Origin of the sequence: Aquihabitans sp. McL0605, assembly GCF_049993875.1 — a bacterium.
In the GTDB taxonomy this organism is placed as follows: domain Bacteria; phylum Actinomycetota; class Acidimicrobiia; order Acidimicrobiales; family Iamiaceae; genus Aquihabitans.
Genome location: NZ_CP188252.1, coordinates 2,057,608 through 2,077,383, shown reverse-complemented (window position 1 = coordinate 2,077,383; position 19,776 = coordinate 2,057,608). Strand labels below are relative to the sequence as shown.

Annotated in this window: 16 protein-coding genes; 6 read left to right on the top strand and 10 right to left on the bottom strand. The window is 71.9% G+C overall.

Translation table 11 applies throughout. The annotated features are described in order from the left end of the window. Positions 1-173: 173 nt before the first annotated feature. Positions 174-2,759 (bottom strand): DEAD/DEAH box helicase, encoded by a 2,586-nt coding sequence (locus tag ACPPVX_RS09530; protein WP_426574660.1) that lies wholly within the window; start codon positions 2,757-2,759, stop codon positions 174-176. Positions 2,760-2,761: 2 nt separating this feature from the next. On the opposite strand from ACPPVX_RS09530, the gene ACPPVX_RS09525 reads away from it, so the two are divergent. Together ACPPVX_RS09525 and ACPPVX_RS09520 are read left to right on the top strand one after the other, a co-directional pair. Beyond that, positions 2,762-3,274, top strand: coding sequence for a YbhB/YbcL family Raf kinase inhibitor-like protein (locus ACPPVX_RS09525; protein WP_426574659.1), 513 nt, complete (start codon positions 2,762-2,764; stop codon positions 3,272-3,274). A gap of 7 nt (positions 3,275-3,281) precedes the next feature. Next, the gene (locus tag ACPPVX_RS09520) at positions 3,282-4,394 is read left to right on the top strand and encodes a sialidase family protein (protein ID WP_426574658.1); all 1,113 of its coding nucleotides are present in this window, start codon (positions 3,282-3,284) and stop codon (positions 4,392-4,394) included. Positions 4,395-4,422: 28 nt separating this feature from the next. Here ACPPVX_RS09520 and ACPPVX_RS09515 read toward each other — a convergent pair whose 3' ends face one another. The 3 genes from ACPPVX_RS09515 to ACPPVX_RS09505 all read right to left on the bottom strand — a co-directional run bounded on the left by ACPPVX_RS09515 (position 4,423) and on the right by ACPPVX_RS09505 (position 8,046). Continuing rightward, entirely contained in the window at positions 4,423-4,899 is a 477-nt protein-coding gene (locus tag ACPPVX_RS09515; protein ID WP_426574657.1) for a hypothetical protein, read from the bottom strand. A 17-nt stretch (positions 4,900-4,916) separates the two neighbouring features. Then, positions 4,917-5,336 carry a globin domain-containing protein gene (locus ACPPVX_RS09510; protein WP_426574656.1) on the bottom strand — a complete coding sequence of 140 codons (420 nt, stop codon included), beginning with the start codon at positions 5,334-5,336 and terminating at the stop codon, positions 4,917-4,919. Between the two features lie 79 nt (positions 5,337-5,415). Then, on the bottom strand, positions 5,416-8,046 hold the full coding sequence (locus ACPPVX_RS09505; protein ID WP_426574655.1) for a LuxR C-terminal-related transcriptional regulator: 2,631 nt from the start codon (positions 8,044-8,046) through the stop codon (positions 5,416-5,418). 99 nt (positions 8,047-8,145) lie between these two features. Between ACPPVX_RS09505 and ACPPVX_RS09500 the strand changes: the two genes are divergently transcribed. Then, on the top strand, positions 8,146-8,952 hold the full coding sequence (locus tag ACPPVX_RS09500) for an enoyl-CoA hydratase/isomerase family protein (protein WP_426574654.1): 807 nt from the start codon (positions 8,146-8,148) through the stop codon (positions 8,950-8,952). 70 nt (positions 8,953-9,022) lie between these two features. On the opposite strand, the gene ACPPVX_RS09495 is transcribed toward ACPPVX_RS09500, so the two are convergent. Then, a complete protein-coding gene (locus ACPPVX_RS09495) occupies positions 9,023-9,412 on the bottom strand; it encodes a phage holin family protein (RefSeq protein WP_426574653.1) in 390 nt (129 codons plus the stop codon). Positions 9,413-9,427: 15 nt separating this feature from the next. Next, the gene (locus ACPPVX_RS09490; protein WP_426575023.1) at positions 9,428-10,999 is read right to left on the bottom strand and encodes an SLC13 family permease; all 1,572 of its coding nucleotides are present in this window, start codon (positions 10,997-10,999) and stop codon (positions 9,428-9,430) included. 98 nt (positions 11,000-11,097) lie between these two features. Between ACPPVX_RS09490 and ACPPVX_RS09485 the strand changes: the two genes are divergently transcribed. Together ACPPVX_RS09485 and ACPPVX_RS09480 are read left to right on the top strand one after the other, a co-directional pair. Next, the gene (locus ACPPVX_RS09485; protein ID WP_426574652.1) at positions 11,098-12,747 is read left to right on the top strand and encodes an AbgT family transporter; all 1,650 of its coding nucleotides are present in this window, start codon (positions 11,098-11,100) and stop codon (positions 12,745-12,747) included. Between the two features lie 147 nt (positions 12,748-12,894). Further along, positions 12,895-15,084, top strand: coding sequence for a DUF4214 domain-containing protein (locus tag ACPPVX_RS09480; protein ID WP_426574651.1), 2,190 nt, complete (start codon positions 12,895-12,897; stop codon positions 15,082-15,084). 64 nt (positions 15,085-15,148) lie between these two features. On the opposite strand, the gene glsA is transcribed toward ACPPVX_RS09480, so the two are convergent. Further along, positions 15,149-16,186, bottom strand: coding sequence for a glutaminase A (glsA, locus tag ACPPVX_RS09475; RefSeq protein WP_426574650.1), 1,038 nt, complete (start codon positions 16,184-16,186; stop codon positions 15,149-15,151). A gap of 83 nt (positions 16,187-16,269) precedes the next feature. Between glsA and ACPPVX_RS09470 the strand changes: the two genes are divergently transcribed. Continuing rightward, positions 16,270-17,112, top strand: coding sequence for an META domain-containing protein (locus ACPPVX_RS09470; RefSeq protein ID WP_426574649.1), 843 nt, complete (start codon positions 16,270-16,272; stop codon positions 17,110-17,112). A gap of 24 nt (positions 17,113-17,136) precedes the next feature. On the opposite strand, the gene ACPPVX_RS09465 is transcribed toward ACPPVX_RS09470, so the two are convergent. Genes ACPPVX_RS09465 through ACPPVX_RS09455 form a run of 3 tightly spaced genes read right to left on the bottom strand, consistent with a single transcriptional unit; the run spans position 17,137 to position 19,724 of the window. Further along, positions 17,137-17,382 carry a helix-turn-helix domain-containing protein gene (locus tag ACPPVX_RS09465; protein WP_426574648.1) on the bottom strand — a complete coding sequence of 82 codons (246 nt, stop codon included), beginning with the start codon at positions 17,380-17,382 and terminating at the stop codon, positions 17,137-17,139. 60 nt (positions 17,383-17,442) lie between these two features. Continuing rightward, on the bottom strand, positions 17,443-18,531 hold the full coding sequence (locus ACPPVX_RS09460; RefSeq protein WP_426574647.1) for a glycoside hydrolase family 130 protein: 1,089 nt from the start codon (positions 18,529-18,531) through the stop codon (positions 17,443-17,445). After that, entirely contained in the window at positions 18,528-19,724 is a 1,197-nt protein-coding gene (locus ACPPVX_RS09455; RefSeq protein ID WP_426574645.1) for a family 1 glycosylhydrolase, read from the bottom strand. The genes ACPPVX_RS09460 and ACPPVX_RS09455 overlap by 4 nt, the downstream gene beginning before the upstream one ends. Positions 19,725-19,776 lie beyond the last annotated feature (52 nt).

The following is a 19,776-nucleotide window of genomic DNA, read 5'->3' as shown; positions in this document are numbered from 1 at the left end:
GAGCATTCGCTCGTCATTTGTGCCCAATGACACATCCCGCCGCCCCCGCCCGATCGACCCCCTCCTTCCCGATCCCGCCCCCACCCCGAACTTGTTGCAGCGAGTGCTGCATGGAGCACTGGCTGCAACAAGTTCGGGGTTTGTGTGGGCGGCTTTGTGAGCGGTGGATGGGATCAGGTGTGGGGGCCGACGTGGGTGACGTGGACGACGGCCCGACCGGCCTCGTCGCTGGCGGCGAGGTCGACGAGGGCCTCGATGCGCCAGTCGTGGTCGTCGGCGGGGTCGTGGAGGATCTGGGCGACGCGCCAGTGGCCGGGGTGGTCGACGGGGGTCTCGTCCACCACGAGCAGGGCGGGGTTGCGGGCGTCGGAGCCGATGCCGATGGTGCCGTGCTCGGCGAAGTACGGGGCCATGGCGTCGAACCACCGCTGGGCGTCCCAGCCGTCGTCGCCGTCGAGCGCCTCGAGCTCCTGCCACTGGCGGGTGCCGATGTGCTCCACCCGCTGGAACATGGCGTTGCGCACCAGCACGGTGAACGCCCGGCGGTTGGCCGTGAGCGCTGGGGGCGGGCGGTCGAGGGGCGGGGCGGCGGCGGGGTCGGCCGGGTCGCGGAGCTCGGCCCACTCGTCGAGGAGGCTGCTGTCGACCTGGCGGACCAGCTCGCCGAGCCACTCGGTGATGTCGACGAGCTCGTCGGTCTTGCGGTCCTCGGGGATGGTGCGGGCGAGGGCCTTGTAGGCGTCGGACAGGTACCGGAGCACCGTGCCCTCCGAGCGGGCGAGGTTGTAGAAGCGGATGTAGTCGCCGAAGTCCATGGCCCGCTCCCACAGGTCGCGGGCGACCGACTTGGGCTGGAGCGGGTGCTCGGACACCCAGGGGTTGCGCTGGCGGTACACCTCGAACATCGGGTCGAGCAGTTCGGCGAGCGGCTTGGGGTGGGTGATCTCGTCGAGCGCCGCCATGCGCTCGTCGTACTCCATGCCCTCGGCCTTCATGGCGGCGACGGCCTCGCCCTTCGCCTTGAAGAGCTGGGCCGAGATGATCTGGCGCGGGTCGTCGAGCACCGCCTCGATGATGGAGATCATGTCGAGGGCGTAGGTGTCGGACTCGGGGTCGAGCAGGTCGAGGGCGGCGAGGGCGAACGGCGCGAGCGGCTGGTTGAGGGCGAAGGTCTGCTGCAGGTCGATGGTGACGCGGACCGTGCGGTCCCAGTCGTCGGGCTCGTCGAGCTCCTCCACCACCCCGGCGTCGAGCAGGGCGGCGAACAGGTCCTCGGCCCGGGCCACGTGCTCGGCCTGCTTGGTCTCGGTCTCGTAGTTGTCGGTGAGCAGGGTGTGCAGCGCGGCGCGCCCGTCGCCGGGCCGGTCGAGCACGTTGAGGAGCATGGCGTGGCTCACGGTGAAGCTGGAGGTGAGCGGCTCGGGCGGGGCGGCCACCAGCCGGTCGAAGGTGGGCTGGCCCCACGAGACCTGCCCGGGCGGTGGCTTCTTCTTGACCAGCTTGCGCACCTTCTTGTCCTGCTCGGTGCGGGCGGCGGCCTTCACCGCCGCCTTGTGGTTCTCGATGACGTGATCGGGGGCGAGGGCGATGACCGTGCCCATGGTGTCGAAGCCGGCGCGTCCGGCGCGGCCGCCGATCTGGTGGAACTCGCGAGCGCTGAGCAGGCGGGTGGAGGTGCCGTCGTACTTGGCCAGGGCGGTGAAGACCACCGTGCGGATGGGCACGTTGATCCCGACGCCGAGCGTGTCGGTGCCGCAGATCACCTTGAGCAGGCCGGCCTGGGCCAGCCGCTCCACGAGCCGGCGGTACTTGGGGAGCATGCCGGCGTGGTGGACGCCGATGCCGTGGCGCACGAACTTGGAGAGCGTCTTGCCGAAGCCGGGGGCGAACCGGAAGTCGCCGATGAGCTCGGCCACCTCGTCCTTCTCGGGGCGGGTGAGCAGGTTGATGCTCATGAGCGACTGGGCCCGCTCCACCGCCGAGGCCTGCGTGAAGTGCACGACGTAGACCGGTGCCTGGTGGGTGGTGAGGAGCTCCTCGATCGTCTCGGTGAGCGGGATCATCCGGAACTCGTGGACCAGCGGGATGGGCCGGGTGGCCGAGCGGACCACCGCCACCTCCCGTCCGGTGCGCCGCGGGAGGTCGTCGGTGAAGCGGGTGACGTCGCCGAGCGTGGCCGACATCAAGATGAACTGCGCGTCGGGCAGCTCGAGCAGCGGCACCTGCCACGCCCAGCCGCGGTCGGGGTCGGCGAAGTAGTGGAACTCGTCCATGACCACCTGGCCGACGTCGGCGGTGGGCCCTTCGCGCAGAGCGAGGTTGGCGAGGATCTCCGCGGTGCAGCAGATGATGGGGGCGTCGGGGTTGACCGACGCGTCGCCCGTGAGCATCCCCACGCGCTCGGCGCCGAACGTGGCCGACATCTCGAAGAACTTCTCCGACACGAGCGCCTTGATGGGGGCCGTGTAGTAGGTGCGGCGCCCCTCGGCCAGGGCGGTGAAGTGGGCCGCGGTGGCGATGAGGCTCTTGCCCGAACCGGTGGGCGTGTCGACGATGACGTGCGAGCCGGCCACCACCTCGAGGAGCGCCTCCTCCTGGTGGGGGTACATGGTGAGGCCGCGCCCCTCGACCCACTCGAAGAACGCCCCGACGATGGCGTCGCCGTCAGGCGGCTTCGGGACGAGCTCACCCAGGTCGGTCACCGGCGCAGCGTAGGAGCGGATCGGTCGCCCGCGGAGCAGGTTCGCGCTACAACTCATCCATGGACCTCGCTGATCGCCCCCTTGCGCCGAGCCCCTACGACCTGCTGCCGCCGGTCCCGTCGTTCACCGTCACCAGCGACGACCTCGTCGACGGCGACCGCATGGACGACCTGTTCGTCCACTCCGGTGGCAACCTCAGCCCCCACCTGAGCTGGTCGGGCGCGCCCGAGGGCACCAAGTCGTACGCCATCACCTGCTTCGACCCCGACGCCCCCACGGGGTGCGGCTTCTGGCACTGGTTCACCATCGGCGTCTCGGCTGCCACCACGTCGGTGGCCCGTGGCGAGGCGGCGCCGGGCAGCCACTGCGCCCGCAACGACTTCGGCGACGAGGGCTACGACGGTTGCGCCCCGCCCGAGGGCGACCGCGTGCACCGCTACATCTTCGCCATCCACGCCCTCGACACCGGCGACACCGGCGTGCCCGCCGGCGCCAGCCCCACCTACGCCAGCTTCGTGCACGTGGGGCACACCATCGCCCGGGCCACCATCACCGGCACCTGGTCCTGCTGAGCGGCCGGTGAGGGTCTCGGCCCCGCGGCCCGTGGTCCCCGGTCCGGGCCTGCCCCCAGGGCTCGAGCTCGGGCGCTCGAACAACAACCTCGACGCCGTCCGCCACGACGGTCGGTTGTGGCTGGCCACGCGCACCGCGCCCACCCACTACGCGTCGGCCGCCGCCCGGCTGCTCGTGCTGGTGAGCGACGACGAGGGCGAGACGTGGGTGCTCGACCGCACGGTGGCCATGGGTCGCGACGTGCGCGAGCCGCGGCTGGTCCCGTGGCAGGGGCGGCTGCTCCTGTACTGGTTCAGCGCCGGCACCTCGGGGACGAGGTTCCAGCCCGACCGCATCTGGGTGAGCGAGCGTGCGGTCGCGGACCAGGGCGACGGCGCGCCGTGGACCGATCCGGTCGCCGTCTCGCCGCCGGACTGCGTGGTGTGGCGGGTGCGGCCGGCGGGCGGCCGCCTGCTGATGACCCTCTACCGCGGGGCGGGCGCCCTGTTCACCGCCCACCCGGTGCCGCTCACGGTCGAGCTCTGGGCCAGCGACGACGGGATCGCGTGGGGGCCGGCCGACCCGGCGCAGCCGGTGGTCCACCACGGTGGGGCCGAGGCCGAGCCCATCGAGCTGCCCGACGGCCGGTTGCTGGCGGTGGTCCGCAAGGAGGGGCCCGAAGGCGGCTGGGGCAGCGACCTCGCGGTGGCCGACGCGTCGGCGATCGCCCGCTGGCGGCTCCGCCACGACCCCCGGAAGTTCGATTCGCCGCTGCTGTTCCTGTCGGCAGGGGTGCCGTACCTGGTGGCCCGCCGGCAGGTGGCGTTCGGCGGCCGCTACGACCTGGGTCTGCGCTGGCTGCCCGACGGCCTGCGCACCAAGGTGAACCTGCTCGCCTACGTGCTCACGCCGAAGCGCACGGCGGTCCACCGGATCGATCCCGACGCGCTCACCGCCACCTGGCTCGGCGACCTCCCGAGTGCCGGCGACACGTCGTTCGCAGCGGAGGTGCCCACCGCCGACGGGCACGGTCACCTGGTCTTCAACTACTCGTCGCCGGTGCGCCACCGCTGGTGGCCGTGGGTGGTGGGCCAGCTGCGGCCCACCCACATCTACGCGGTGGAGCTGTCCGACCTCTAGCCCGGGTGGGGCGCCGCTCGATCCCGCGTCAGGCCCGGTCGCGGTGGACGGTGATCCGTCGGCCGTGGCTGCCGTCGACGGTGGTGAACTCCTCGCCCTCGTGCCACCCGAGCGCGTCGAACGCGCGGTGGAGGACGGCGAGCGATCGGTCGTTGCGGTGCGACACGAAGAACGTGCGGGGAGGGTCGCCGTGGCGCTGGTCGCGGAGGAGCTCGGTGATGGCGGTGGTCCCGACGCCGCCGCGCGCCCACGGCTGGAGGAAGTACTCGAGGTTGCCCGACAGCGGGTTGCGGCCGATGTAGCCCGCCCGCCGGCCGTCGACCTCGATGATGCACCGCGGGCCGGACCGGACCGGTGTGCCGCGCAGCGGCGCGATGGCGAGCTGCAGCGGGGTCTCGGCCCAGTGGTACTGGACGCCGATCATCTCCGGGGCGAGCCCGGCGCGGGTCAGCCACCCCCAGTCGCCGCGGGTGGCGGGCCTCACGGTGACGGATCGGGTGGGCACGGCCTGGTGCTCGGGGGTCAGGAGGTGGCGGCGCGGTGGCGGCCGGACATCATCGATTCCGCCACCAGGTCGTGGACCGCTCGCCAGGCCTCGAGCATCGGCGGCGTGGCATCGCGGCCGAGCGTCTCGCTGATCGAGGTGACGAGCGCCTCGCTGGTGGCCCGGTAGTGCACGGCGCGCACGCCGTAGCCCACGTGGTCGGCGCCGAGCTGGCTGGCGCGGTCCTCGAACTCGTCGAGGTTGCCGATGAGCTCCAGCAGCGCGGCGATCTCGGCCACGAACTTCCCTCGCTGCGCGGTCATGTCGGCGGGGAACATCGATCGCAGGTCGGGGTGCTCGCGGAACAGCGCCCCGTAGAAGTTGGTGCTCCACGTGTCGGCCTGGCCGAGCAGGGCGACGGCCGAGCGCTGCACGAGCTGGATCTGTTCTGGGTTCACGACGGGGCTCCTGACGGCAGCAGAACTTCGAACGTCATGGTGCGCCTCCGACGGGGGGAGGCACATGAGCAAGCGGTACTCATCGTTGCCGGTCCAGGGCTTCGGCGAGCTCGGGCCGGCTCGACACCCCGAGCTTGGCGTACACGTGCTGGAGGTGGTTGTGGACGGTGCGGACCGACAGGAACAGCCGCTCGGCGATGTCCTTGGAGCTCACCCCGTCGGCCGCGAGCAGGGCGACCTCGCGCTCGCGCGTCGACAGCGGCACCACGGCCTCGGCCACCACGCTGCCCGGGGTGCGGGCCCCCTCGCAGCGCGCCAGCAGGCCCGAGGCCCGACCGGTGAGCGCGGCGGCGCGCCGGGGCTCACGCTTGGAGCGCCAGGCGTCGGCGGCGGCGTTGGCGGCCTCGGCGGCGAGGAGCAGCGCGCCCGTGGCCTCGAACGCATCGCTGACCGCGGTGAGCTGCTCCGGGTCGCCGGCGACCAGGGCGGCGGCGTGCCCGGCGAACGCCTCCAGCAGCTCGGAGTCGGACTGGTCGGCCGCCTCGCGCAGCAGGAGCGCGGCGTCGGCCGGAGCACCGAGCCGGGCCAGGTCGTGGGCCACGCGGCCCGTGGCGATCACGTTGCCGTCGGTGGCGGCCTCCTCGGCGGTGGCGCGCAGGATCCGGCGGGCCGATGGGACGTCGCCCGCCGCGGCCGACCGCCAGGCCAGGCCCATCTGCTGCTCGGCCGCGAGGAACGAGAACGGGCGGAGGCCGAGGAGCTGGTCGGCGGCGTCGTCGGCCGCGGCGCGGTCGCCCAGCACCCCCGCGGCGATGGCCAGGCCGGCCAGCCCGAGGCGGCGGGGACCGTCGAAGCCGGTGGCGCGGGCGAGGCCGGTGCCCTCGGCGTACCAGCGTCGGGCGGTGGCCGGGTGGCCCTGGAGGATGGCGATGCGGCCGAGGTTGAGGGCGAACCAGATCTGCCCGATGATCGACCGGTCGGCCACGGTGATGGCGTGCCCGGCCATCGCCAGGTCGTGGGCCTCGGACAGGCGGCCGGCATCGGTGAGCGCGAACGCCTGGGCCACGATGTGCGACCCGGGGTGGGCGATGGCCAGCTCGTCGCCCAGCGCCGTGTGCTCCAAGAAGCCCTGCTCGGCGACGGCGAGGGCCTCGGCCGTGCGGCCCACCGCCGTGAGCGCGGGCGACAGGCCGATGGCCCGCACGACGCGGGTGCGGGCGTCGTCGGCGTGGTCGAGCGCTTCGAGGGTCTCCAGCGCCAGGATCGGCCGGTTCGAGAACGTGTGGCGCGACGCCAGCTCGACGAGGAGCTGGTCGGCTTCGTCGTGGTGGGCGAACGTGCCGACCGCCGACGCCAGCAGCTCGGTGGCCGCCGGCGCGTCGAGCAGCCCCCAGAACTGGTTCTTGCTCCGCGTGACGAGCAGGAGCAGGCGCGTCCGGTCGTCGGCGGCGGGTACGGGCGGGTCGGCCAGCACCGCTTCGGACTCGGCGAACTGCGCCGTCTCGTAGAGGGCCTCGCCGAGCAGGAGCGTGCGGGCGGCCGTGGGCTCCTGGCGCAGCGCGGCGCGCGCCAGGCGGACCACCGCCGCGAAGTCCTGGGCCCCGCGCGCCACCAGCGCCGCCTGCTCGAGCAGGCGGGGGTCGGCCTGGCCCTCGGCGTCGAGGCGCCAGGTCGCCACCCGGAGCGCATCCTCCCGGCGGCGCAGTCCGTGGCACTCGAGGCGCTCGGCCTCGCGGACGAGCAGGCGGCGGGCGCGGCCGGCGGGGACGCGGGCCCGGATGACCTCGGCGTGGATCGGGTGGCCGAGCATCGCCTCGGTGCGCAGGCCGCTCTGCCGGATCTGGATGAGGCCGGCGGCTTCCAAGCGCTCGATCTCGGCGAGCGCGATCCGCTCCTCGAGGACGGCGACGGCGACGGGTTGGCACAGGGCCAGGACCTCGAGCGCCTCGCGGCTCTCGGGATCGATCGATGCGAGGCGCGACTCGATGAGGTCGACGAGGCGATCGGACGAGGCGTCGAGGTGGTCGAGCCGCCAGATGCCGTCGACCTCGGTGAGGGCCCCGCTGTCGATCGACGCCCGAACCAGCTCCGACAGGTAGAGCGGGCTGCCCTCGCTGGCGTTCCAGAGCAGGGCTTCGCCCGCGGCTTCGAGCGGCCCGCCGAGCACGCGGTGCAGGAGGGTGCTGACGGTGCCGCGGGGGAGCGGACCGAGGTCGATCCGCTCCAGGCCGTGGTTGCGCCAGAGGCCGGTGACCACGTCGGGGGCGGCCTCGCCGGAGCGGACGGTGGCCACGAGCAGCACCCGGCCGGCCAGCACCAGGTGCTCGACCAGCACCGCCGACGAGGCGTCGAGCAGGTGGGCGTCGTCGATGCGGAGGATGAGGCGCTCGGTCCCGAACCGTTCGTCGAGCGTGTCGGTGGCGCGGGCGAGCAGTTCGACGGCGTCGGCCTCGCCGGTGGCGGGCAGCAGGTGGGCCACGGCGGCGAGCGGGATGGCGGCCGCGGTGCGGCTGGCGGTGGCGCGCTCGGTGGGGCGCCCCTCGAGCTCCGCCCGATCCAGGCACTCGTCGGCCAGCCGGCTCTTGCCGACCCCGGCGGGCCCGTAGAAGACGATGCCGCGCGCCTGCGGGTCGAGCAGCGCATCGGAGAACAGCTCCAGCGCTTCGGAGCGCCCGGTCAGAGGCCACCGCTGCAGGGCCCTGGTGCTCACCCGCGCCTCCGTGCGAACCCGTGATCCCGGCCCGTCCGGGTGGACGACGAGACGCTACCGCCTGGCGCGATGGCCCTGGTTTGCTGGCAGCATCGGGCCATGACCGACCGCTACGCCGAGTTCGATGCCCTCACCTTCGACCGCCCCGCCTCCAAGGTGCTCCGGATCACGCTCGACGGGCCGGGGCTCAACTCCGTGGGCCACGACGCCCACCGCCAGCTGGCCGACGTGTGGCTCGCGGTGGACCGGGACCCCGACACCAACGTCGCCCTCATCCGCGGCGCCGGGAAGGGCTTCTCGGCCGGCGGCAGCTTCGAGCTCCTCGACGACCTCATGACCGATCCGGCGGTGCGCCTGCGCATCATGCGCGAGGCGCGGGACCTGGTGTTCAACGTCATCAACTGCTCGAAGCCGATCGTGTCGGCGATCCACGGCCCGGCCGTCGGCGCCGGCTTGGTGGCGGGCATCCTGGCCGACGTGTCGGTGGTGGGCCGCAACGCCAAGATCATCGACGGCCACACCCGCCTCGGGGTCACCGCCGGCGACCACGCCGCCATCTGCTGGCCGCTGCTGTGCGGCATGGCCAAGGCCAAGTACTACCTGCTGACCTGCGATCCGCTGAGCGGCGAGGAGGCCGAGCGGATCGGCCTGGTGTCCATCTGCGTCGACGACGACCAGGTGCAGGAGCGCGCCCTCGGCGTGGCCACCCAGCTGGCCGACGGCGCCCAGTCGGCCATCCGCTGGACCAAGCAGACGCTGAACCACTGGTACCGCGAGCAGTCGGCCGTGCTCGACGCGTCGCTCGCCTACGAGTTCCTCGGCTTCGCCGGCCCCGACGCCCGCGAAGGCCTCACCAGCCACACCGAGAAGCGCGACCCCGTCTTCGGCGGCCCCACCAGCGAGTGACCCTGACCTCGCCCGTTCTCGGCACCGATCGCAGACGGCGGTGTCCTGGATCGGTGCCGGCTTGGAGCGGTCAGTCGTTGCGGCGGTTGGCGAGGGCCTTCTTGAAGATGATCAGCGGGAGCAGCAGCTGGGCGGCGAGCGAGACGGCCCACACCAAGATGGTGGCGAAGAGCCAGGTGCTGGCCCCGGTGATGCTCAGGCCGTCGCTGATGGCGGCGGTGATCACCAGCCCGACGAACGTGGCGAACAGCGACGTGCCGCCGGCCAGGGCCCGGGCGTTGCGGGTGGCGAGGTCGCGGAAGAGGGGCTCGACGAGGACCTCGATGCCCGTGAAGATCAGCACGGCCAGCAGGTACGCGGCGCCGCTGACCGACATGTCGTCGAGGACGAAGTTGCCCACCAGCAGGGCGATCGCGTTGGCGACGAGCTTGACGACGGCGCTGGCGAGGAGGCGGATCACCCGGCCAGCGTAGGTTCAGAACGCCCAGATGGCGGGGACGAGCAGCACCGCCACCAGGCCGTACAGCACCAGGAGCGGCAGCCCGAGCTTCCAGTAGTCGCTGAAGCGGTACCCGCCCGGGCCCATCACCATCAGGTTGGCGGGGGTGGCCACCGGCGTGAGCAGCGAGGCCGCGGCGGCGACCGTGAGGCACATCATCACGGGCCGGACCGACACGTCGAGCTCGGACGCCGCGGAGATGGCGATCGGGATCATGATCAGCGCGGTGGCCATGTTGCTGATCAGCTGCCCGAGCGTGACGGTCAGCACGAAGATGCCGAGCAGCAGCGCGTAGGGACCGGCGTTGCCCACCAGGTCGACCAGCTGCGTGGCGATGCGCTCGGCGGCGCCGGTCTCGGTCATGGCGACCGACAGCGGGATCATGGCGCCGACGAGGACGATGGTGGTCCACGAGATGCCCCGGTACGCCTGGTCGACCGTGACCACGCGGCACAGGACCATGGCGCAGGCGGCGAGCAGGCCGGCCACGGCCGGGGGCACCGCGCCGGTGGCGAGCAGGACCACCATGGCTCCGACGATGAGCAGCGCCGGCGTGGAGCGCGGCCCGAGGGGCACGGCCTGGCGGCGGACCAGGTCGGGCTGGTCGACGGCGATGACGTCGGGGTCGGCGGCCACGTGCTCGTCGAGCGCCGCCCACGGGCCCTGCACCAGCAGGGTGTCGCCGACCCGCAGCTCCACCTCGGCATCGTCGAGCTGCTCGCCGTGGCGCTGGATGGCCAGCACGATGAGGTCGCCGCTGTCGGTGACCATGCCCGGGAAGACCTTGGCGCCGATCAGCCCGGACCGGGGCGGGATGACCAGCTCGGCCACCCCCTGCTCACGGTCGAGGAGCGTGTCCTCCTCATCGTGGTCGAGGAGGTACTGGGTGGACAGCGTCCGGGCGTGGGCGCTCAGGTCGGGGGCCAGGGACCGGGGCGTGCGGGTGGGCAGCAGCTTGTCGCCGAAGAGGGCGATGATGGCGACGGTGCCCACGACGAGGGGCACGCCCACGAGGGCGAACTCGAGGTAGCCGAACCCCTTGGCGCCGGTGCCCTCGGCCGCTTCCGACACGAGCACGTTGACCGGCGTGCCGGTCAACGCGAGCAGGGAGCCCGCGTGGGCACCGAAGGCGAGCGGCAGCAGGATCTTCGAGGGGGCCGTCTTGGTGCGGATGGCCACGATCACGACCATCGGCAGCAGCGCGGCCACCGCACCGTTCACGCTGATGAGCGCCGTGAGCAGCGCGACCAGCAGCAGCACCAGCACGACGAGCTTCGGCCGGTCGTCGCCCGCCAGCCCGATGACGCGCTGGCCGGCCCAGGTGGTGACACCGGTGGCGTCGAGCCCTTCGCTGACGACGAACAGCGAGGCGATCAGGATGACGGCCGGGTCGCCGAAGCCGGCGAGGGCCTGGTCGAGGTTCAGCACCCCGGTGGCCCAGAGGGACAGGGCGGCGCCGATCGCCACCAGCTCCACGGGCACGAGGTTGCTGACGAACAGCACCACCACCGCGCCGAGGATCAGGAAGGTGATCGTGATGTCGCTGATGGCCGGAGCCTACCGAGGTCCGAGAGGGGCCTTCCCTGGTGGTGGTACGTTCCGGGTAGGTGGACGCGGGTCGGCCTGCGGTGACACGGAGGGCGTCCATGAGCGAGGCAGCTGCGGAGTCCGTGGTTCCGAAGCGGGGTGCCATCCAGCGCTTCCTCGACGGGATCGAGCGGGTCGGGAACAAGGTCCCGCACCCCGCCATCATCTTCCTCGGCCTGTGCGTCGTGGTCATCGTGCTGTCTGCGCTGCTGAACGCGTTCGACGTGAAGGTCACCTACGACGTCGTCGAGCCACCACCGGCGCTCGCCCACGAGACCGAGCTGGGCGGGTCGGTGGTGCCCGACATCGCCGTCGAGAGGGACTACCTCGCCGAGGGCCACCTCGAGGTCCACCAGAAGACCACCCGCATCGAGAGCATGCTGAGCCGCGACGGGATCTCGTTCTTCTTCTCGTCGTTCGTCGACAACTTCGCCGGGTTCAGCGTCGTCGCGGTGGTGTTCATCGCCATGATCGGCGTCGGCGTGGCGGAGGCGGCGGGGTTGATGGGCGCGCTCATCCGCAAGCTCGTGGGCTTCGCCGGAGGTGGGTCGCTCACGTTCATCATCGTGCTGGTGGGCGGCCTGTCGAGCGTGGCCACCGACGCGGGCTACCTGATCCTCATCCCCCTCGCGGCGGCCGCGTTCTACTCGGTGAAGCGAAATCCGATCGTGGGCCTCGCCATCGCCTATGCGGGCGTGAGCGCCGGGTTCGCGGTGAACGTGCTGCTGACCCCGCTCGACGGGCTCCTCACCGAGGTCACCAACGAGGCGATCCACCTGAGCGACCCGAGCCGGTCGATCGACCTCACCGCCAACCTGTGGTTCTCGATCGCCTCCACCATCTTCGTGGCGATCGTGATGACGATCATCGCCCAGCGCATCACCGAGCCGGCGCTCGGCGAGTACACGGGGACGCCCGACACCACCGAAGGCGAGGACGAGATCCCCGAGGGCGAGGCGCGGGGGCTGCGGTTCGCCGGCCTGTTCACCCTGGTCGGGGTGGCGGTCATCACGCTGCTGACCGTCTTCCCGAACGCACCGCTGCGCAACCCCGACACCGGGGCGATCTTCAACAACTCCCCGCTGATGGGCAGCCTGATCTTCATCATCACGCTGCTGTTCCTGGTGGCCGGCCTGGGCTTCGGCTACGGCGCCAAGACGTTCACGAGCAGCGTCGACGTCATCGCCGGCATCGAGAAGGCGTTCGCCGGGCTGGCCTCGCTGATCTTCCTGCTGCTGCTGATCAGCCAGTTCATCGCCTACTTCAACTACTCGAACATGCCCACCGTGATCGCCGTGAAGATGGCCGACTTCCTCGAGCGGTCCGACGTGAGCGCCCTGCCGCTCCTGATCGGGTTCATCCTGGTGATCGTCTTGCTCGACATCATCATCCCGGGATCGCTGCCCAAGTGGGCGATCTTCGCCCCGATCTTCATCCCGCTGTTCATGCGCCTCAACGTGGCCCCCCAGACGGTGCTCGCCGCCTACCGGGTGGGCGACTCGCCGGCGAACGTCATCACGCCGCTGATGGTGTACCTGCCGTTCATCGTGATCGTCGCCCGGCGGTACAAGCCCGATGCGGGCGTCGGCACGATCATCTCGATGATGATCCCGTACACGCTCATCGTGCTCGCGGCCTGGCTGCTCTTCTTCGCCGCCTGGTTCCTGCTCGGGATCCCGATGGGCCCTGGCTCGCCCGTCGGGATGTAGGCGGCGCACCGGCGCGAGGGGCCTGGTTTCTGACGGTGCGTCAGGCCCGACTCGCTTCTGTTTCTGACGGTGTGTCAGAGTTCTCGTCGGCTGCCTGACCACCATGGTCAGGCCGTCTTCATCGAAGCCCCGGGGAGCTCCACCGACATGAAGCCGCGTTCCATCCGTTCTCTCCTGCTGGCTGCCGCTGCTGTCGCCGGCGGGCTCGCCATCGTGAGCGCCACCGGCGCCCCGGCTGGGGCCGCCACGGTCAGCCAGGTCCTCGGGTGCGGGGTGGGCGGCAACCAGACCGTCTCGCTCGTCACCAGCGCCCCGGCCACCGTGCCCGCGGGCGGCACCTTCACCGTGGTCCTCGCCGGCAACGGCAGCACCTCGCCGCCGGCCGAGATCAAGAACATGGTCACCACGTTCCAGGCCCCGACCGGCTCGACCATCGTCGCCGGCTCCGCCAGCTTCTCGGGTGGCAGCGGCACGCTGGGCAACGTCACCACCACGATCAGCGGCTCCACCGTGAACATCAAGGTCCCCGGCCCCATCGCCAGCGGCAAGCCGTTCACCCCGCCCACGCTCCAGTTCCAGCTGAAGGCCACCGGCGCCGGCGGCACGGTCCTCAAGACCACCTTCCGCCAGAGCGCGGGCTACACGCTCACCGCGGCCGGTTCGTTCAACGTCTCGTGCGATGCCAACACCCCGCTGGCCACCCTCACGTCGACCACCATCGAGGCCGGGGCCACCACCACGACCACCGCCGGTGCGACCACCTCCACCACCGCGGGCTCGGGCTCGACCACCACCACCACAGCAGCGCCCACCACCGGCACCTCGGTGTGGTCGCCCACGGGTACCTGCGGAACGGTCCAGACCACCACGGCTCCGGCCAACACCCAGTCCGTCTCGATCACCGCCGCCACCGGGGCCGGCGGCCGCAGCGGCTCGCAGGCCAGCAGCGCCACCGTGGCCGGCGGCGCCGGCAGCACGGCCGGCGGCACGTTCGCCGCCAGCGCCGGCCAGACCTACTCCGCCATCGTCGGCTGCGCCGGCGCCAACGGCGGCAAGTTCTCGAACCCGGCCACCGGCGGGTACGCCTCGGGCGGTGGCACCGGTCGCGGCAGCATCATCGCCGGCCAGTCGGGCTCCTCCGGCGGTAGCGGTGCCGGCGCCAGCGCCGCCTGCCTGGGCGCAGCGTGCACCTCGGCCGCAGCCGGGGTGGCGCCCCTGGTCGTCGCCGGTGGTGGCGGCGGCGGTGGCGTGAGCAACTGCAGCGGCACCGGCTCCGGCGCTGGTGGCGCTGGTGGCGCTGGTTCGTCGTCCTCTGATGGCGTCGGCGCCGGCAGCTCCGGTTCCGTCGGTGCCAGCGCGAACGGCTCCGGTGGCGCCGGCGGCGTCAACGGCTCCGGTGGGGCTGCCGCTGGCGGCAGCAACGGGAACGGCTCCGGCGGCGCCGGGGTCAACGTGGTCGGTGGCGGCGGTGGCGGCGGCTACGCCGGCGGCGCAGCCGGCAGCAACAGCAGCACCGGGTGCAAGGGCGCCGGCGGCGGCGGTGGTGGCTCCTCGTGGGTCAAGGCCACTGCGACCAGCCCGAGCTTCACCGACTCGACCGCCGCGACGGTCGTGCTCACCTTCAACCTGGTGATCCCACCCACGACGACCACCACCGCTCCCTGCGTGGCCGACAAGGTGCCGTTCCCCACGGTCACGGCGCTGGTGAAGCAGCAGTACCAGGACTTCACCGGCAAGGCGCCCACCACGGCGCAGACCAACCAGTGGGTCCCGGCCATCACGAACTGCACGGCGTCGCCCGATGCGCTGATCGTGAGCCTGCTGCCCACCAACGTGAGCAACAGCGACGATGCCCGGCTGGTGCGCCTGTACCTGGCGTACTTCCACCGGCCGCCGGACCCCGATGGCTTCAACTACTGGCAGGCGCAGCTCGATGCCGGCAAGGGCCTGATCAACGCGGCCAAGAAGTTCTCGGAGTCCTCGGAGTTCAAGCGGGACTACGGCACGCTCGACAACGGCCAGTTCATCGACCTCGTCTACCTGAACGTGCTCGACCGGCCCGCCGACCCCACGGGCCGGACCTACTGGCTCGATCGGCTGAGCAAGAAGACGGCCAACCGCGGTGACGTGATGATCAACTTCTCGGAGTCGACCGAGAACATCCGCGACAAGACCACGCACGTGCAGGTCTTCCGGATGTACCGGTCGATGATGGCGAAGTTCCCGTCGAAGGCGGGCTTCTTCGACCTCGTCAACCCGATCCTCAACGACGGCAAGACGCTCGACGACGCGGCCCACACCATCCGGCTCAGCGCCGCCTACGACGCCCGCGTCTGACCCGCACCACCATCTGCAGTTCACCGAGGCCGGTCCCTCACGGGGCCGGCCTCGGCGCGTACCGCTACGCCAGCCGGCGCGCGGTGCCTGCGGGCGGTGACGCCAGGCCGATGGGCTTCGAGGCGAACATGTTCAGGCCCAGGCGCTCGGACAGGTACTTCACGAGGCGCTGGCCCCGCACGCTGTTGCCGGCGTCGTCGAGCGGCGGGGAGAAGGTGCCGATGGCGCCCTTGCCCGGGGCGATGGCGACCATGCCGCCGCTGACGCCGCTCTTGCCCGGGATGCCGATCTCGTAGAGCCACTCGCCGGAGCGCTCGTAGAGCCCGGCGGTGGCCAGCACGGCGAGGACCCGCTTGCAGTGGCGGGGCTCGATGGCCTGCTCGCCCGTGATCGGGTTGATGCCGCCGTCGGCGAGGGTGGCGCCCATCACCGCCAGGTCGTGGGCGGTGACGAGGAGCGAGCACTGCCGGGTGTAGACGTCGGTGGCCTCGTCGGGGTCGAAGTACAGGCGCCCGTACCCGTCGAGCAGGTGGGCGATCCCCTGGTTGCGCAGGTTGGTGGCCGTCTCCGACGCGTAGACGGCGTCGTCGACCTCGAGTCGGCGGCCGGCGAAGCGCGACAGGCCGTCGACCAGGAACTCCCACTTCTCCTCACCGCTCCGGCCCGGGATCAGGCTGGTGGTGGCGATGGCGCCGGCGTTCACCATGGGGTTCATGGTGCGGTCCTGGTTGAGCTCGATGGCCATCACCGAGTTGAACGGGAGGCCCGTGCCGTTGACGCCCACCTTGTCGAGCACCTGCTCGTGCCCGAGGGCATCGCACACGAGCGCGAACACGAACGGCTTCGAGACGCTCTGGATCGAGAACGGGTGGGCGGCGTCGCCCACGTCGGCCACGTTGCCCGCGGCCCCGACGATCGACGCGCCGAACAGGGACGGGTCGGCCTGCGCCAGCGCGGGGATGTAGTCGGCGACGGCGCCGTCGTCGTCGTAGCGGTAGTGGCCGTACGCCTCGTGGAGGTGCTGCTCGACCTCGAGCAGCGAGGGCAGGTCGCCGGTGGAGATGGACGCGAGCGAGTCTTCGAACGGGAGCGATTCGTGCACGACCAGTGTTCTACTGGCCCCAGCCCGCAGGGTGAGCCGTGGGTCGCCCGTACGGGAGCGATGTCCGGTTTAGGGTCACCGTCATGACCAGGAACCTCACCAGGCAGGCCGGACGGATGGGCGCACTCGCGATCGTGGGCATCGTCCTGCTGGCTGGGTGCGGGAGCAGCGACTCGGGCGCCAAGGACACCACCACCACGGCCGCCAAGGGCGGTGGGACCAGCACCACGGCCGCCGGCGCCGCCGCGTCCGAGCTCGATGGCAAGGAGTTCACCGCCACCGGCGTCGAGGGCTACACGCCGGTGGCCGGCTCGCAGCTCACGCTCACGTTCGACGACGGGAACCTCTCCGTCAACGGCGGCTGCAACACGCTGTTCTCCTCGTACGCGGTCACCGACGGGAAGCTGGCGTGGACCGGCACCCCGGCCGGCACGATGATGGGCTGCCCCGACGATCTGATGAACCAGGACACCTGGCTCATCAAGTTCTTCACCGACGGCGCCACGGCCAAGCTCGACGGCGACACCCTCACCCTCACCTCCGGCGACGTCACCATCACGCTCGCCGCCGTGGCCGACGCCCCGCTCACCGGCACCGAGTGGTCCCTCGAGAGCACCATCAGCAAGGACGCGGTGACCACCAGCACCACGCCGAAGGCCGGGGCCCCCACGCTGACGATCGGTGCGGACGGCACCGCCAAGGTGTTCACCGGGTGCAACAACGGCAGCACCACCGTCGCGGTCACCGACACCACCCTCACGTTCGCCCCCATGGCCCTGACGCGGATGATGTGCGAGGACGCTTCCACGGTGGAGGCCGCGGTGACCACGGTCCTGTCCGGCGAGACCACCTACTCGATCGAGGGCCACACGCTCACGATCACCAAGGGCGACACCGGGCTGATCTACACGGCCCCGGCGTCCTGAGCCTCCGGCCCCTGAGGGGTCAGCTCACCAGCCGAGGGCCTCGGTGAGCTGACCTTCGGCGCCGAGGATGATCTCGGCGGCCTCGACCACGGGACGCTCCCACTCCTTGGGCGCGCCCTTGCCGTTCTCCCAGTTGCTGACCTCGTCGGCGCTGATCTCCTTGCCGCACGCGGCCAGCTCGTCGGCGAGGTCGCCCGGGGTGAACCCGGCGCCCTGGCGCGCCGAGCGGAGGCGCATGCGGAAGTCTCGGGTCTGGGTTGCGTTGCTCATGCGGGATCCTCCCTGGATGGACCACGAACACTAGTTCGATGGCCACCGGGACGGGCGGACCTACCGGACCGGAGCCGTGGCGCAGCCGATGCGGGAGTCGGCCATCCCGTAGTAGAGGTGCCAGCGGTCGCGGTGCAGCACCAGGCCCTGGGCGAAGCACACGTTGCCCACCTGGCCGCGCTCCTCGTCGTCGCCCTCGGGCCGCAGCATCGGCTCGGTGGTCCGGGCGATCGGTGACAGCGGGTCCTGCTGGTCGAACAGGGCCTGGCCGGGCTGGTAGCTGAAGGCCGGGAGCGACGGGTCGCCGTCCTCCCAGTGGTTGGCGCCGTTGTAGATGAGCACGATGCCGTCGTCGGTGGTGACGGCGGGCGGGCCGGGCTCCACGAGGAGCGAGTCGAACCGGCCCCGGCGGGGGAACAGCAGCGGGCGGAGCTCGTGGTGGCCCGGCACCCGTTCGAGGCCGAAGCCGGGCGACGCCGGATCGAACGTGAGGTAGCGGTCGCGGCCGGCCTCATAGGTGACGGGCTCCCAGCGGACCAGGTCGGTCGAGGAGGCGGCGGCCGCCGTGCCCTCGCCCCAGTACATCCAGTAGCGGCCGTCGCGCCGGGCCGCGACGAGGCGCCCGTCGACCACCTCGGTCAGCACCGCGCCGCTCTTCGAGGTGGACTTCGCGTACCGGGTGCCGGCGAACGCCGGTCCGTGCTTGGTCCATTGCCGCAGGTCGGGCGACGTCGCCACGAACAGGGCGCCATTCTTGCCGTCGAACGCGGTGTAGGTGCAGACGAAGCCGCCGTCGGGCGCCTCGACGACCCGGGGGTCCTCGCAGCCGCCGGGCCACTCCCAGGCCTGCCAGGCATCGTCGTCGGGGTGGAGGACCGGCTCGGGCTCCAGCTCGAAGTGGATGCCGTCGTCGCTGGTGGCCAGGCCGATGCGCGACACGCCGGCGTAGCGCCCCACGGCGTCCTCGGCGCGCACCAGCAGGTGGACCCGGCCCTCGTGCACCACCGCGCCCGGGTTGAAGACGTCCTTGGCGGCCCAGGCCACGGTCTCGCCCGACACCGGGCAGTCGAAGGTGAGCTCGGGCGCCGGGCGGATACCCATGGCGGGCTCGCGCTCGAACGGGCCCAGGGCCCAGGAGGGATCGCTCACTGCCGGGCTTCCCGCTTCAGCACCTGGGCGCTCGGCCGGATGTTGCGGTCGCGGTCGATGATGCCGAACTCGACGTCGTAGCCGTGGATCCACTCGTAGTTGTCGACCGCGGTCCAGTGGAAGAAGCCGCGGATGTCGATCCCGTCGGCCAGCGCCTCGTGCGTGATGGCCAGGCCCCGCTCGAGGTAGGCGGCGCGGAGCGCATCGTCGGGGGTGCCGACGCCGTACTCGGCGATCAGGATGGGTTGGCCGGGCAGCAGCTCGTGGAGCCGGCGGAGGATGCGGTCGAGGCCGTCGGCCCAGATCTTGTAGCCGATCGGCGAGGAGGGGCCGTCCTCCTCTGGGAAGAGGGTCATGGCGCCGTCGCGCACCGCGAAGCTGGCGTAGTACGAGAAGCCGTAGAGGTCGTAGGCGCCGGCCAGGTCGGGCCGCTCGATCGGTTCGCGGCCGCGGATGCGCAGCACGCCGTCGCGCTGGAGGCCGACGCCGGGCTGCCAGTGGACGTCGTCGAGCTTGGAGAGCTCGGCGAGCGTCTCGGGCTTGTCGTCGAGCGCTTCGAGGTGCATGAGGGCGAAGATCGACGAGACCGGCGCGCCGGTCTGCTTCAGCCGGACGGCCGCCTCGGCGGCCGCGAGGTGGAGCTGCTCGGACACCACGACGGCGAGCTCCGGATCGCCCAGCCCGGGCGGGATGTTGAGGCCCGCGTAGGCGGCCACCGGGTAGAAGTTGACCTCGTTGACGGGCTTCCAGCCCCGGACGAGGTCGCCGAACGTGTCGGCCACCCAGTCGACGTGGCGGGCCCAGTGGGTGGTGCGGTTCTCGTCGGTGGTGAACCCGCCCGCCTCGGCGAACCAGCGCGGGAGGGTGAAGTGGTGCAGCGTGACCCACGGCTCCACGCCGGCGTCGAGGGCAGCCTGCAGGATGGCCCGGTAGTGGGCCACCATCGCCTCGTCGTGCACGCCTTCCTCCGGTTCCACCCGGGCCCACTCGATCGAGAGCCGGTGGTGGTCCAGCCCGAGCGCGGCCAGGGTGGCGAAGTCCTCGGCGTAGCGGGTGGCGAAGCCGTTGCCGTCGCCGGAGACGGGGGCCTTGCCGGCGCGCTCCCAGTCCCACCAGTTCGACGCCGGGGCGGCCCCTTCCGCCTGGTTGGACGAGGCGCCGGTGCCCCACATGAATCCGTCGGGCCACTGCATCGGGGTTGCTCCTGGGGAGGGTTCGTTCGAGGGGAGGGTCGGGTCGGCCGGG